The 14,580-nt window shown below is 71.5% G+C and carries 11 protein-coding genes; 3 read left to right on the top strand and 8 right to left on the bottom strand.

Annotated elements, in window-relative coordinates; all coding sequences use genetic code 11:
- Nucleotides 1-67 precede the first annotated feature (67 nt).
- From ACFYPA_RS07090 to ACFYPA_RS07080, 3 genes are all read right to left on the bottom strand, one after another.
- Nucleotides 68-2,026, bottom strand: a complete 1,959-nt coding sequence (locus ACFYPA_RS07090; RefSeq protein ID WP_389130269.1) for an FUSC family protein — start codon at nucleotides 2,024-2,026, stop codon at nucleotides 68-70.
- A 229-nt stretch (nucleotides 2,027-2,255) separates the two neighbouring features.
- Nucleotides 2,256-2,636, bottom strand: a complete 381-nt coding sequence (locus tag ACFYPA_RS07085) for a nuclear transport factor 2 family protein (RefSeq protein WP_389130266.1) — start codon at nucleotides 2,634-2,636, stop codon at nucleotides 2,256-2,258.
- Nucleotides 2,633-4,027, bottom strand: coding sequence for an MFS transporter (locus ACFYPA_RS07080; RefSeq protein WP_359318696.1), 1,395 nt, complete (start codon nucleotides 4,025-4,027; stop codon nucleotides 2,633-2,635). The genes ACFYPA_RS07085 and ACFYPA_RS07080 overlap by 4 nt, the downstream gene beginning before the upstream one ends.
- Before the next feature lie 116 nt (nucleotides 4,028-4,143).
- On the opposite strand from ACFYPA_RS07080, the gene ACFYPA_RS07075 reads away from it, so the two are divergent.
- Entirely contained in the window at nucleotides 4,144-4,713 is a 570-nt protein-coding gene (locus tag ACFYPA_RS07075) for a TetR/AcrR family transcriptional regulator (protein ID WP_359084451.1), read from the top strand.
- A 102-nt stretch (nucleotides 4,714-4,815) separates the two neighbouring features.
- Nucleotides 4,816-6,048 (top strand): ROK family protein, encoded by a 1,233-nt coding sequence (locus ACFYPA_RS07070; protein ID WP_389130263.1) that lies wholly within the window; start codon nucleotides 4,816-4,818, stop codon nucleotides 6,046-6,048.
- Between the two features lie 75 nt (nucleotides 6,049-6,123).
- Here the strand turns inward: ACFYPA_RS07070 and ACFYPA_RS07065 are convergent, their stop codons facing one another.
- From ACFYPA_RS07065 to xylA, 5 genes are all read right to left on the bottom strand, one after another.
- Nucleotides 6,124-7,503: a GH1 family beta-glucosidase gene (locus ACFYPA_RS07065; RefSeq protein WP_359084449.1), complete on the bottom strand. Its 1,380-nt coding sequence runs from the start codon at nucleotides 7,501-7,503 to the stop codon at nucleotides 6,124-6,126.
- An 8-nt stretch (nucleotides 7,504-7,511) separates the two neighbouring features.
- On the bottom strand, nucleotides 7,512-8,366 hold the full coding sequence (locus tag ACFYPA_RS07060; RefSeq protein ID WP_359084447.1) for a carbohydrate ABC transporter permease: 855 nt from the start codon (nucleotides 8,364-8,366) through the stop codon (nucleotides 7,512-7,514).
- 5 nt (nucleotides 8,367-8,371) lie between these two features.
- Complete coding sequence (locus ACFYPA_RS07055; RefSeq protein WP_359084446.1) at nucleotides 8,372-9,343, bottom strand: sugar ABC transporter permease; 972 nt, start codon at nucleotides 9,341-9,343, stop codon at nucleotides 8,372-8,374.
- Nucleotides 9,344-9,355: 12 nt separating this feature from the next.
- Entirely contained in the window at nucleotides 9,356-10,594 is a 1,239-nt protein-coding gene (locus ACFYPA_RS07050) for a sugar ABC transporter substrate-binding protein (RefSeq protein WP_359084558.1), read from the bottom strand.
- A gap of 164 nt (nucleotides 10,595-10,758) precedes the next feature.
- Complete coding sequence (xylA, locus tag ACFYPA_RS07045; RefSeq protein WP_389130258.1) at nucleotides 10,759-11,928, bottom strand: xylose isomerase; 1,170 nt, start codon at nucleotides 11,926-11,928, stop codon at nucleotides 10,759-10,761.
- 370 nt (nucleotides 11,929-12,298) lie between these two features.
- On the opposite strand from xylA, the gene yicI reads away from it, so the two are divergent.
- Nucleotides 12,299-14,557: an alpha-xylosidase gene (gene yicI, locus ACFYPA_RS07040; RefSeq protein ID WP_389130255.1), complete on the top strand. Its 2,259-nt coding sequence runs from the start codon at nucleotides 12,299-12,301 to the stop codon at nucleotides 14,555-14,557.
- The last annotated feature ends 23 nt before the right edge of the window (nucleotides 14,558-14,580 follow it).

The following is a 14,580-nucleotide window of genomic DNA, read 5'->3' as shown; positions in this document are numbered from 1 at the left end:
GTTTGACGGAAAGGCGTCAAAGCGACATCTCCGCCCGGCCCTCGCGGCGTTGTGCGAAGGCACCGGGTCAAGGACGGGCGCCGGAACCGGCTGTCGAGGGTTCGGCGGACCCCACCGCGGTCAGCCGGTGAATACCGTGCAGCTGCGTCATCACATCCCGCAGCGAACGGCAGTCCCGCGGACCCGGGCCCGGCGCCGGCCGCGCGGTGCGGTGACCGTCCTCCAGGGCGTCCGCCAGCACGGACAGCGCCGTCGTCACGCGCTCCACCTCGCCGGACGAGGGGCGCGGCACCCCGTTCTCCACCCGCAGCGCGCACGCGGTCGCCGCGTCGACGACCAGTTCGGCGGCCACCGTCACCGCCGACCAGTCGTGGTGCCGGCCACCGAACGGACCCGGCAGCTCGACCGCCACGGTCTCCGCCGCGGCCCGGGCCTCGGCGAGCGCCCGGTACACGGCGCCGCGCAGCGCCAGTCCCCGTGCGTCGTCCCGCTGCCGGCCCCCGGCCGGGTCCGGCGCGTCCAGCACATGGCGCAGATACCGCTCCGTGCAGCGCAGGGTGACGGCGAAGCGGTGGCCGACCCGCACCCGGGGATCGGCCACCAGCGGAAGATGGCCGACGAGCAGCACGATCACGCAGGCCAGGAACGTCTCCAGCAGCCGGGACGCGGCTGCCTCGGTGTCACCCGCGGTGTGCACGAACGACAGCACCAGCACGGTGATCACGGCGGTCTGGAACGCGAAGTGGCGGAGGGACAGGGGCACCAGGGCCCCGGCCACGACGACCGCCGCCACGACCACCGGAGCACCGAGGCCGCCGAGCGCGGCCATGAGTGCGACGAACGCGAGGACTCCGGCCACGGTTCCGGCGAACCGGTTCACCACCCGGGAGAACAGCGGGCCCATGTCGGGCTTCACGAGGAACGCCGCCGTGGCGGGCAGCCAGTACCAGTGGTCCTCGTGCAGCAGCAGCGCGACGGCCGCCGTGACCGAGACGCAGAGCGCCACCCGCAGCCCGTACTCCCGTCCGGCGGGCGTGAACGGACCCGGTCGGGAACCGGAGTGCGTCCCCGTCGCACGGGAGCGCCCGGAGCCCCGCGCAGGGTGTGCGCCGGCCGTCGTCCGGTCGAAGACCACCGCGGCCTCCAGGACCGCCCGGTCGAAGGCCAGCCGTTCGACGGTGTCCGGCCGCGCGCTCGGCAGCGTACCCGCGGGCCCGCCGGACCGGACCGCCGCGGCCAGCCCCCGGGGGCCCTCGGCCACGGCGTCCGGGACGGGCCGGCCCTCCCACAGCAGGGCGATGCTCGCCTCGCAGAGCGCGAGCCCGGAGCCGAAGCGGGCGGCCAGGGCGTGGTCCGCCCCGCCGGACCGGCGGGGCCACGGCAGCAGCCGCATCAGCCGCAGCGCCTCGTCGGCCTGCTGCTGCGCGCCGATCAGCCTGCGGCGCGCGGCCGGCGCCCCCGGCCCGCCGAGCGCGCCCAACGCGTCCGCGAGCGCGTCGAACACGGCGGCGACGGCCTCGCGTTCACCGCTCGACCGCGTCGCGCCCGGTGATCGCGGGGCGCGCAGCAGCAGCCGCAGGAGAACGAGCCAGCCCGCCCCGGAGAGGAAGCACAGCGCCTTCAGCCACGCGGGACCGGCCAGCGGCATGCCCATGCCGATCGTCGTGGTGACCAGCATCTGGAGGGCGGCCGCCGACCACACGGCGCCCCTGGTGCTCAGCGCCCCGGAGACCCAGCCCACCAGGAAGAGCACGGGAACCGCCGCCCACCGCCCCGCCGCCTCCGCGACCAGCGCGCCGGCGAGCAGCCCCAGCGCTCCGGCCACGGCCGGCAGTCCTATGTGGACGAGACCCTTGCGACGGGTGCCCGGCCGGTCGTTGACCCCGGCGAGCATCGCCCCGAGCGCGGCGAGGACCCCCGGCCCGGGCTGCCCGAGAGCGACCCCCGCTGCGAGCAGGGGACCCGCCCCGAGCGCGCCGCGCACCATCGCCGTGCGGGGCACGGGGGCCCGGCGCGGGCGCGTCACGTGGGTGAGCCAGGCGGGTGCCGGGCGCCGCGCCCTCGTACGGTCGGCTCGAACGGATGGAACGTGCACCGCGGACCTCCTCGTTCACCGGCCGGACCACGGGTCCGGGGGGCGGATGGAGCGGGCTACGGCGGCCGCGTACGTCCAATGTAGCCGGAGGATGTGGCAGGGCGGCTGCGGTGGTGTTTCCGGCGCGTGATCACTGGCGAGCCGGTAGCCGGCGGCCCGGTCACCGGTCGATGAACTGGTGGTCGCTGACGATGAGGCCGGACGCGTCGAGTACGAGAAAGTCGAAGCCCACGGAGACGGCCAACCCCGTCGCCACCTCCGCCATCTCCCAGTGGAACCGCACGGCTCCGTGGTGCCCGTCGGCATCGGGTACCGCTCGGAAGCAGTGCTTGCCGGGGGCGACCCACTGGGCGTGGGCGTCGGCCACCCGCGCCACCATGCCCGCGCGGCCGCGCACTTCGCGCGACGGGGTGAAGTGCGCGCAGTCGGGGGCGAACAACTCGTCGACGAGGGCGTGCCGCAAGGCCGGGTCGGGCTCGTTCCACAGGGCGATGTACCGGCGGGCAAGGGTGTTCAGGACGTCGGTGCCGGTGGTGTTCACGCGGTGGCTCCTTCTCGGGTGGACGACGTGACGGGACTGCTCCTCCTGGCGCCGCGGGGGAGCAGCTGCGCGAGCGCGGTGAGGACGAGGGCGATGACGATCAGGTAGATCAGTCCGTGGCGGAAGGCGGTGGGAACCCCGTCGGCGAGGCTGCCGTAATAGACGACGCCGACCGCGCCCACCCCCAGCGCACCGCCCACCTGTTGGGCGGTGGTGAGTGCACTCGCGGCCGAGCCGGCGTGGTGCTGGGAGACCCCGGCCAGCACGGTGGTCATGATCGGGCCCAGGGCCAGCCCCATGCCGATCCCGTCGGTGAGGAGCGCCGGCACGAACCAGGCGACGCCGGCCTCCCGCACCACCAGGAGCAGCAGTGCGGCAAGGCCGAGTGCTCTCGTGAGTCCACCGACCGCGATCACTTGGCGGCCGAGACGGGCCGTCAGCCGGGGGGCGAGGAGCGAGGCGGCCAGATACCCGGCACCGATCGGGATGAAGACGAGCCCTGCCCCCAGTGCGTCGAGGCCGCGGCCCTGCTGGACGTACAGCGCGAAGACCAGGAAGTAGGAGGCCATGCCCATCGTGAACGCGAGGTGCGTGAACAGGCCCGCGGTGAAGCCGCGCTGACGGAAGAGGGCCGGGTCGATCAGGGGCGAGTGCGGGGGCCGTCGCCGGGCGAAGGCGGCCAAGAGCGCCGCGGAGGCGGCGAAGGACGCCCAGGTCCACGCGGGCCAGCCCTGTTCACGGCCCTCGATCAGGGGCAGCAGGGTGGCGGCGAGGGCGGTGGTGACCAGGGCGGCGCCGGCCAGGTCGAGGCGCACGGCGTCGGCGGCCCGGCTCTCCGGGATCACCCGGCGGGCCACCGCCAGTACGGCGATACCGATCGGCACGTTGAGCAGGAAGCAGGCCCGCCAGCCGAGCCCGAACAGGTCGGCGCGGATGAGGACCCCGCCGATGAGCTGTCCGAACACCGCTGCCAGCCCCATCGTCAGGGCGTAGGCATGGATGGCCCTGAGCCGCTCCGGACCCTCGTAGGCCGTGCGGACGATGGCGAGAACCTGCGGTGAGAGCAGCGCGGCGGCGGCGCCCTGGGCCACCCGTGCCACGACCAGCGTGGTGGCGTCGGGCGCGAATCCGCACACCAGGGAGGTGAGTGTGAACAGGGCCGTCCCGAGCATGAACATCCGACGGCGCCCGTGGATGTCTCCGAGCCGCCCGCCGAGGATCAGCCCGGACCCGTAGGCCAGTGCGTACCCGGCGACGACCCATTCGATGGCGGTCGGGCCGGCGTGCAGGTCGTGCTGGGTGGAGGGGACGGCCACATTGACGATGAAGAAGTCGAGCGTGGTGATGAACACGCCGGTAAGAACGGTCGGCAGAGTTCCGGAACGGGGCATGACTGCTCCTTGGAAGCGGCGAGGGACACGTTGTGCATCGAATGGTCGGTCTACCTTGCTGCTGCCAGTAGATAGACTGGTTGTTCTACCGTCAAGTCCGTGTCAGAATCGATGACGTGACGACGACGAGACCTGGCCCCCGCGAACGGCTGATCGAGGCCGCCCGCGACCTCACCTACACCGACGGTGTGCACGTCGGCGTCGACGCGATCCTCAAACGGGCCGACGTCGCGCGGCGCTCCCTCTACCAGCACTTCGGCGGCAAGGACGGCCTGGTCGCCGAGGTCCTGCGCAGCCACCCGGCCCAGGCCCGCTACATCGAGGTGATGGACGAGGCCGGTGACGACGCGCGGGCGCGCGTGCTCGCGGTCTTCGACGAGCTGGAGGTGGTCACCCAGCGCCCGGCGTTCCACGGCTGCCGCTACACCACGGCCGATGTGGCCCTCACGGATCCGGCGCACCCCGCCCACGCGGAGGTCCGCGCCTTCAAGGACGGCCTGCACGAGCTGTTCACCGCGGAGCTGACCCGCCACGGGCACCCGGACCCCGAGTTCGGCGCCGACCAGCTCCTGGTGCTCATCGACGGCACACTGGCCCACGCGGTCACCCGCCCCGACGCGCACCCGGCACGCGCCGCCCGGGAGATGGCCGCGATGCTGCTCGACCGGGCGGGCACCCGGCACTGACCTCGCCCGCACCGGCAGCCGGCGCCCCGGGCACGAAACCGCAGGTCGTCCGCGGGCGCATGCGCGTCGTCGCGGTCCCGAGGCCCTACGCTCGAAGGTCTGATGACGACGATCCGCCCCACCTCGCCCGGCGCCAAGGCCGGAACCGAGACCGTGCGCCGCAACAACCTCGGCCTCGTCCTGCGTGCTGTCCTGGAGGAGGGCGAGGCGACCCGTGCCCGGGTGGCCGCCCGCGTCGGGCTCACCCGGGCCGCCGTCTCCTCGCTCGTCGAGGAGCTGCTGGCGCTCGACCACCTGACCGAGTCCGGCAAGACGTTCAGCGGCAGCGCCGGACGTCCGGGCACCGTGCTGAAGGTCTCGGACACCGGCCCGGCCGGACTCGGCGTCGAGATCAACATCGACTACGTCTCGGTCTGCGCGGTCGGGCTCACCGGCACCGACCGGGTCCGCGTCACCGAGCACATCGACAACCGGAACACCCCGCCGGCCGAGGCCCTCGCCCATGCCGCCCGGCTCACCAACCGCGTCATCACCTCGACCGGCGAGCAGGGGCTGCGGGCCGTCGGCGTCGAGCTGGCGCTGCCCGGGCTCGTCTCCGGCGGCATGGTCCGCCAGGCGCCGAACCTGGGGTGGTACCGGGTCGCGGCCGAAGGCATCTTCGGCCAGGCGCTCAGCACCCTGCGACCGGCCGGGCGGGCGCTGGCGGTGAGCTCCGACAACGAGGCCAATCTGGCGGCCCTGGCCGAGCTGTGGTTCGGCGGCCTCGGCGACACGGGCTGCTTCCTCTACCTCACCGGCGAGATCGGCGTCGGCGGTGCGCTGGTGCTCCAGGGCGAACTGCTGCGTGGCGCCCACGGGTTCGCCGGCGAGGTCGGCCACGTGGTCGTCGACCCGGAGGGCCCGCTGTGCGGGTGCGGCGCGCGCGGCTGCCTCGAGCAGTACGCCGGACAGGCGGCGCTGCTGCGGGCCGCGGGCATCGACCCGGCCGCGGGGGTGCGCGGACTCGGCGAGCTGGAGAGGCGGGCGAGGTCGGGCGACCCGGACACGCTGGAGTTGCTGCGGGCGGCCGGTGACCGGATGGGCGTGGTGCTGGCCGGGGCGGTCAACCTCTTCGATCTGGGCACCGTTGTGCTCGGCGGTATCTACCGCGACCTGAAGCCGTGGCTCGCCGAAGCGGCCGAGACGCAGCTCGCGGAGCGGGTGGTGTCGGGCCGGTGGCGGAGCGACGGCAGCGGGCTGCGGGCCTCCTCGCTCTCCGGCGACGCGGCACGGGGCGCGGCGGCCCGGGTGGTGCGCGGGGTCCTGGCGGACCCGGCGGCGTACGCGGCGCGCTGACGGCGCCCGCCCGCGCAGCACGCCGCCCCGCCCGCCGTGCGTACGGCGAACGGGGCGGCCGAGGGGCGGACCGGACTACTTCCGGTGGGCCGCGATCAGCTCCTGGTACCAGCGGTAGCTGTCCTTCGGCGTGCGCTCCAGCGTGTCGTAGTCGACCCGGATGATCCCGAACCGCTTCGCGTAGCCCAGCGCCCACTCGAAGTTGTCCAGCAGCGACCAGACGTAGTAGCCCCGCACGTCGACGCCCGCTTCCATCGCCGCGCGCAGCGCGGTCAGATGGGTCTGCAGATAGGTCACGCGGTCCGCGTCGTGCACCGAACCGTCCGCGTCCACGGTGTCGAACTCCGCCGAGCCGTTCTCCGTGATGTGCACGGGCGGCAGCGCGTCGCCGTACGTCTGCTTCAGCGCGGTCAGCAGGTCGGTGAACGACTCGGGCACGACCGGCCAGTTCATCGCCGTCTTGCGGACGCCCCGGTACTCGCCCTCGCTGTAGCGGTTGTCGGTGGCGACCCGCAGCGCCGGGTCGGCCTCGCGGTGCGGGGCGGCGGCGACCACGATGGGGCGGTAGTAGTTGATGCCCAGGAAGTCCATCGGCTGGGAGATCAGCTCAAGGTCGCCCTCGCGCCGGAAGTCCTGGCCGGTGATGAGCTCGCCCCAGGTCTCCTCCTCGGTGGCCGGGTAGCGGCCCGCCAGGATCGGCTCGGTCCACACCAGGTTGTGCTGGGTGTCCGCGCGGACGACCGCGGCGAGGTCGGCGTCCGACTCGGTGGCGGGGACGTTGCGGTCCAGGTTGAGCGTGATCCCCGCCTCGCGGACCCCCGCCGCGCGCAGCGCGGTCATCGCGTGGCCGTGGCCGACGAGCAGGTGGTGCGCGGCGGCCAGGGCGCCGCGGCCCTCCTTCGCGCCCGGCGCGTGGCGCCCGACCGAGTAGCCGAGGAACGCGCTGCACCACGGTTCGTTCAGCGTGATCCACCGCGGCACCCGGTCGCCCAGGTGCTCCGCCATGATCGCCGTGTACTCGCCGAAGCGCTCCGCGGTCTCGCGCACCCGCCAGCCGCCCTTGTCCTCCAGGGCCTGCGGCAGGTCCCAGTGGTAGAGGGTGGCGGCCGGCTCGATGCCCGCCGCGAGGAGCTCGTCGACGAGCCGGGAGTAGAAGTCCAGGCCCTTGGCGTTTATCGCCCCGCTGCCTTCCGGCTGGATGCGCGACCAGGCGATCGAGAAGCGGTACGAGTCCACCCCCAGGTCACGCAGCAGCGCCACGTCCTCGGGGTAGCGGTGGTAGTGGTCGCACGCCACGTCACCCGTGTCACCGCCATCGGTCTTCCCCGGCGTGTGGCTGTAGGTGTCCCAGATGGACGGCCCGCGGCCGTCCTCGTCGACGGCGCCCTCGATCTGGTACGACGCCGTGGCGGCGCCGAAGACGAAACCGGGCGGGAAGGCCGGGAAGTCACTCATGGAAACCCTTACTTGACCGAGCCGCCGGTGATCCCGGCAGCGATGTACTTCTGGGACAGGACGAGCAGAACCGCCGCCGGGACCGCGGAGAGCACGGAAGCGGCCATGACCGAACCCCAGTCACCGACGTGGGCGCCGATGTACTGGTAGATGCCCAGTGTGATCGGCTTGACGTCGTCCGTGGTGTTCAGGGTCAGCGCGAACATGAAGTCGCTCCATGCGTACAGGAACGAGAACAGCCCTGCGGTGATCAGCGAGTTGCGGCTCATCGGGAGCACGACCTGCACGAACGTACGGAAGCGTCCGGCGCCGTCGACCTCCGCGGCCTCGATGACCTCGCGCGGGATGGACACCATGAACGAGCGCATCAGCACGATCGCGAAGGGGATACCCAGTGAGGCGTCCGCCAGCATCAGGCCGAAGTAGGAGTTGACCAGCCCGAGGTCCACGTACGCGCTGTACAGGGCGTTCGCGATGACGATGCCGGGCACCATCTGGGTGATGAGCGTGCCGAAGACGATCGTCTTGCTGCCGCGCAGCTTGAACTGCGCCAGGCCGTACGCCGCCGGCGCGGAGATCGCCAGACAGATGGCCACGGCGCCGAGCGCCACGGCCAGCGAGGTCAGCAGGTTGCCGCCCTGGTCGGTGATCGCGGAGGTGAAGCCGGAGAAGTCCACGCCCGTCGGGACCGGGCCGACGTCGACCAGGCCCGCGTCCGGCTGCAGCGCGGTGTTGATCATCCAGTACAGCGGGAACAGCATCACCGCGAGGACGACGACGCCGAAGACGGTCGCGCCCCAGCGGCGCTTCGGCCGGTGGACGGCGGGAGCCGGGGCGGCGGGGATCTGGGTGGTGGTCGCCATGCCGGTCACTTCCCCTCGTTGCGGTTGACCCGCAGGTAGAACACCGCGAAGACGGCGGAGATCAGGATCAGGATGTTGCCGACCACGGCACCGGCCCCGAAGTCCATCTGGACGAAGGAGTTCTGGTACGTGAGCGTGCCGAGCGTCTGGGTGGAGTCGGCGGGCCCGCCGTCGGTGAGGGCGAGGACCAGGTCGAGGATCTTCACCGTCGACATGAAGCCGAGCACGAGCACCACGGTGATGACGGGCTTGAGCATCGGCAGGGTGACCGAGCGGAACGTGCGCCAGGCGGACGCGCCGTCGAGCGAGGCGGCCTCGTTCAGCTCCTTGGGGACCTCCTGGAGGCCGCCGTAGAGGATCACCATGTTGAACGGGATGCCGATCCAGATGTTCACCAGGACCACCGAGATCAGCGCCATGCTGGTGCTGGTCAGCCACGGTGTGTCTCCGGGGAGGCCGACGGTGCCCAGGAAGGAGTTCAGGACCCCGGTGTCCTGGTCGAAGATGCGCCGCCACACGATGCCGGAGACGACCATCGGGACCAGCCACGGCAGCAGGATCAGCGAGCGCAGGATGCCGTTCAGGGGGAAGCGGCGGGTGAAGAAGACGGCGAGGGCCAGGCCGATGCAGAACTGGCCGACGAGCGATCCGACGGTGAAGAGGATCGTCTGCCACAGGGCCTTGCCGAACAGCCCGTCGTTGAAGACGTTGCTCCAGTTGTCGAAGCCGTTGAACGGTGCCTCGCCGGTGAAGAACGTGGACGGCGAGTAGTCCTGGAAGCTCATCACGATGTTGCGGACGAGCGGGTAGCCGAAGAACAGCGCCATGAAGATCACGGCGGGGGCGATGAACCCCCACTGGGCGAGCGTCCTGCGCCGCTTGGCGCTCCGCGGGTTCACCGGCTTGTTGACCGCACCGGCCGCGGAGGCCTTCGGGTCGGCCGGCAGCGCGGCGGCCGAGGCTGTGGTGGATGACATGGTTCGTATACCTCAGTTCCCGCTCGTGACCTGCTGCTGGGCACGCTTCAGAGCGGCCTCGCTGGACTCACCGGTGAGCGCGGACTGGAAGGCGCTCTGGAGGGCCAGCGACACGGACGACCACTGCGCGCCGAGCTTGGCCGTACGCGAACGGGCCGTGGCGACCTGGTCGGCGAGGGCGGCCAGTTCCGGTGCCTTCGTACGCCACACGGCGGCGGCCTTCTCGTTGGCCGGGACCATCCAGCTGTTGATCGCGTAGGTGATCTGCTCCTGCTCGCCCGACATGCAGCCTATGATCCTGGCCGCCGTCTTCTCGCGTTCCTCGTCACCGGTGTTGGGCACGGTCAGCACCCCGCCGCCCAGCGGACCCACCGAGTCGTCGCCGGCCTTCGGGACGGGGATCTGGGCGATGCCCCAGTTCAGACCCTTCTTCGAGTTGAGGGTCTCCACCTGCCACGGGCCGTTGATCATCATCGCGGCGTTGCCGGCCATGAACTGGTCGTTCACGTCGGCCTGGGTCCAGTTGACCGTCGACTTGGACAGCGAACCGTCCTTGAGGAGGCTCTTCCAGTAGTCGAGCGCCCCGGCCACCTGCGGAGTGTCGAGCTTCGTCTCGTCGCCGCCGTTGGACCACATGAACGGGGTGAACTGGAAGACGCCGTCCTCCGCGCCGCCCGCGCTGAGCGCCAGCCCGTACCGCTTGCCCTGGGTGAGCTTCTTGGCGGTCGCCTGCATCTCGGCCCAGGTGGTGGGCACCTCCAGGCCGGCCTTGGCCAGGGTGTCCTTGTTGTAGAACAGCGCCAGGGTGTTCACGGTGCGCGCGGCCCCGTAGTACTGCCCGTCGTACGAACCGAAGTCGACGATCCCCTCGGGGATGTCCTTCGTCGTCAGACCGAGGTCCTTCAGCGGGATCAGCCCGCCCGCCTCGGCGAACGTCGGCATCTCCGAGGCGTCCAGCTGGAGCACGTCCGGCAGCGACTTCGAGGACGCCATCCGCAGGGCCTTCGTCATCACCTGCGAGGCGGGGACGCTCTGCTGCTCGATCTTCACGCCGAGGGCCTTGCTGCACCGGGCCAGCGTCTGGGCGTCCCAGCGGTGGTAGGACTCGTCGGTCGACGAGTTCATGACGGTGTACACGTCCGGGTCCCGCTGCTGCCCGCAGCCGGACAGGACGACGCCGCCGAGCAGCGCGGAGACGACGGTGAGCGGGACGATGACCCGCCGGTGAGGACGGTGGCGCGGCCGGCGCATGCCGTCCGGAGAAGGTGCTGTCACGATGGTGCCCTTGCGTGAGAGGGGTGCCGGCCCGGGGGGACCACTGTGTCCCGACGAGGTGGATCATCCGCCCCGGCGCGGGTCCGGCAGGTCCGCGCCCGGGGAGAAGGGGTGCCCGGCGAGCCGGGCGCCCCGGGGGGTCAGCTGACGCCGAGCAGGTGCTCCATGGCGAGCTGGTCGAGCGCCTCGAAGGCCATCGAGCGCTGGGCGGCGCCGTCCACGTCGAAGTCCTCGTAAGCGGAACGGTCCGCGAGCAGCGCCTTGACGCCGTCGGCCGCGGTGGGCTGCGCGAGCTCGTCCAGACGGGAGGCGGCGAGCGCCTCCTTCACGGCCGGGTCGGCGCGGAACGCCAGCGCGCGCTCCTTGAGGATGAGGTAGTTGCGCATGCAGTTCTTCGCGGACTCCCAGACCCCGTCGATGCCGTCGGTGCGCACCGGCTTGAAGTCGAAGTGCAGCGGTCCCGCGTAGTCCGAGTCCTCCAGCAGGTCGACGAGCCAGAAGGCCTGGCGCAGGTCACCGGCGCCGAAGCGGAGGTCCTGGTCGTACTTGATGCCGGACTGGCCGTTGAGGTCGATGTGGAAGAGCTTGCCCGCCCACAGGGCCTGCGCGATGCCGTGGGCGAAGTTCAGCCCGGCCATCTGCTCGTGGCCGACCTCGGGGTTCACGCCGTACATCTCCGGGCGCTCCAGGCGCTCGATGAAGGCGAGGGCGTGGCCGACGGTCGGGAGCAGGATGTCGCCGCGCGGCTCGTTCGGCTTGGGCTCGATCGCGAACCTGAGGTCGTACCCCTGGTCCACGACGTACTCGCCGAGCAGGTCGAACGCTTCCTTCATCCGGTCCAGCGCGACCCGCACGTCCTTGGCCCCGCCGGACTCGGCGCCCTCGCGGCCGCCCCAGGCGACATACGTCTCGGCGCCCAGTTCGACGGCCAGGTCGATGTTGCGGATGACCTTGCGCAGCGCGAAGCGGCGGACGTCGCGGTCGTTGGAGGTGAAACCGCCGTCCTTGAAGACGGGGTGGGTGAAGAGGTTGGTGGTGGCCATGGGGACCTTGAGACCGGTGCGGCCCAGGGCGGCCTTGAAGCGCGTGACGATCGCGGCGCGCTCGCTGTCGGACGCGCCGAACGGGATCAGGTCGTCGTCGTGGAACGTCACACCGTGGGCGCCGAGCTCCGCGAGGCGCTCGACGGACTCGACCGGGTCCAGGGCGGGGCGGGTGGCGTCACCGAAGGGGTCGTTGCCTCGCCAGCCGACGGTCCAGAGCCCGAAGGTGAACCGGTCGGCGGGGGTGGGGGTGAAGCGATTCGACATTCTGCTGCCTCTTGTCGACATGGCCCGGGCGGCTGCTCTGCCGTCCGACCGATTTGTTTGCTGGCAGTACTAATACGGCATCTCGACGTTTGTGACTAGACCATCCCTGTGACACAGCCGTCACATAGGGACAACAAGGCAGTCGGCAAGGGGTGCTTGGGGCGCAGGTGGGGCGGGGTTCGGGGGGCTTTCGGTGCTGTCGAAGCGCTTCGAAGATTTATTTGTTTTGTGTACGATCAAAACTGGGACCCACAGGAACGAGGCACGACATACCGTCGTGCGGGATGACTGGCGAAGGCCGCCCGCTGCGCCCCGCCCTGCCGACGACGCACCCCGAACACGCCCCCGTACCGGCTAAGGAAGACCCCCCATGAAGTTCACCGACGGCTTCTGGCAGATGCGAGACGGTGTCCACGCCTCGTACGCCACCGAAATCCGCGACCTGCGCCTCGACGCCGGCCGCCTCACCGCCCACGCCGCAGTCAAGCGCGTGACGCGGCGCGGGGACACGCTCAACGCCCCCCTGATCACGGTGGAGGCGTACGCCGCCGCCGAAGGCGTCATCGGTGTGCGCGTCACCCACCTCGCCGGCAAGCGCCGCCCCGGGCCCGAGTTCGGCCTCCCCGGCGCCACCGGCGACAGCGCGGCCACCACCCGCGACGACGGCCCGACCGCCGAGCTCACCAGCGGACCGCTCACCCTCCGCCTCCCCACCGAGGGCGGCTTCGGCCTGGAGTTCCTCGACGCGGACGGCCGCCCGCTGACCACCGCCGGACGCAAGGGCACCGCCTTCGCCACCGTCCGGGACGACGGCAGCCACCACATGGTCGCCCAGCTCGCGCTCGGCGTCGGCGAGACGATCCACGGCCTCGGCGAGCGGTTCACCCCGTACGTCAAGAACGGCCAGGTCGTCGACATGTGGCAGGCCGACGGCGGCACCAGCAGCGAGCAGGCCTACAAGAACATCCCGTTCTACCTCTCCTCGCGCGGCTACGGTGTCTTCGTCAACCACCCCGGCAAGGTCTCCTTCGAGGTCGGCTCCGAAGCGGTCGGCCAGGTGCAGTTCAGCGTCGAGGACCAGACGCTGGAGTACTTCGTCGTCGCCGGACCCACGCCCAAGGACGTCCTCGCCCGCTACACCGCCCTGACCGGCCGCCCGGCCCTGCCCCCGGCCTGGTCGTTCGGCCTCTGGCTGACCACCTCCTTCACCACCGACTACGACGAGGCCACGGTCACCTCGTTCGTCGACGGCATGGCCGAGCGCGGCATCCCGCTCTCCGTCTTCCACTTCGACTGCTTCTGGATGCGCGAGTACCAGTGGTGCGACTTCGAATGGGATCCGGACACCTTCCCCGACCCGGTCGGCATGCTCGCCCGGCTCAAGGACAAGGGCCTGAAGATCTGCGTCTGGATCAACCCGTACATCGCACAGAAGAGCGCCCTGTACGCGGAAGGCGCGGAGAAGGGCTACTTCGTCCTCACCTCCGAGGGTGACATCTGGCAGTGGGACAAGTGGCAGGCCGGCATGGCCCTGGTCGACTTCACCAACCCCGAGGCCACCGCCTGGTTCCAGGCCAAGCTGAAGACGCTCCTCGACCAGGGCGTCGACGGCTTCAAGACGGACTTCGGCGAGCGCATCCCCACCGACGTCGTCTGGCACGACGGCTCCGACCCCGAGCGCATGCACAACTACTACACGCACCTGTACAACAAGGCCGTCTTCGAACTCCTGGAGAAGGAGCGCGGTGCGGGCGAGGCCGTCCTCTTCGCCCGCTCCGCCACCGCCGGCGGCCAGCAGTTCCCCGTCCACTGGGGAGGCGACTGCTGGTCCTCCTTCGGCGCGATGGCCGAGTCCCTGCGCGGCGGCCTCTCCCTCTCCCTGTCCGGCTTCGGCTTCTGGAGCCATGACATCGGCGGCTTCGAGGGCACCCCCGACCCCGCGGTCTTCAAGCGCTGGCTCGCGTTCGGCCTGCTCTCCTCGCACAGCCGCCTGCACGGCTCCTCGTCCTACCGGGTGCCGTGGGAGTTCGGTGACGAGGCGGTCGCGGTCGCCAAGCAGTTCACCGAACTGAAGCACCGCCTCATGCCGTACCTGTACGGTGCCGCCGTCGAGGCCCGCGACACCGGCGTCCCCACCATGCGCCCGATGCTGCTGGAGTTCCCCGACGACCCGGCCACCCGCACGGTGGACCGCCAGTACCTGCTGGGCCCCGACCTCCTCGTGGCCCCGGTCTTCAGCGAGGACGGCCAGGTCGAGTACTACGTCCCCGAGGGCACCTGGACCCACTTCCTGACCGGCGAGACCGTCACCGGCCCCGCCTGGCACCACGGCACCCACGGCTTCGACAGCCTGCCGCTCCTGGTGCGCCCCGGCGCGGTCCTGCCGCTCGGCGCGGACGCCTCCCGTCCCGACGGCGACTGGACGCAGAACCTCGAGCTGCGTGTGTACGCCCCCGAGGGCCTCGGCGACTTCACCCGCACGGTGACCGTCCCCGACCTCACGGGCGCCCCGGCCGCCACGTACGAACTGGTCCGCGAGGGCGGCACGCTCCGGGTCACGGCGGACACGGACCGGCCGTACGAGGTCGTGGTTGTCGGCGACACGTCCCTGGACGTCGTCCGGGGCTGAGGTCGCGGCGGGCCCGTCGGCCC

Origin of the sequence: Streptomyces sp. NPDC005775, assembly GCF_042871565.1 — a bacterium.
Taxonomy (GTDB): Bacteria; Actinomycetota; Actinomycetes; order Streptomycetales; family Streptomycetaceae; genus Streptomyces.
The sequence above is the reverse complement of the archived record's forward strand: the minus strand, read 5'-3'. Positions and strand labels throughout refer to the sequence as shown.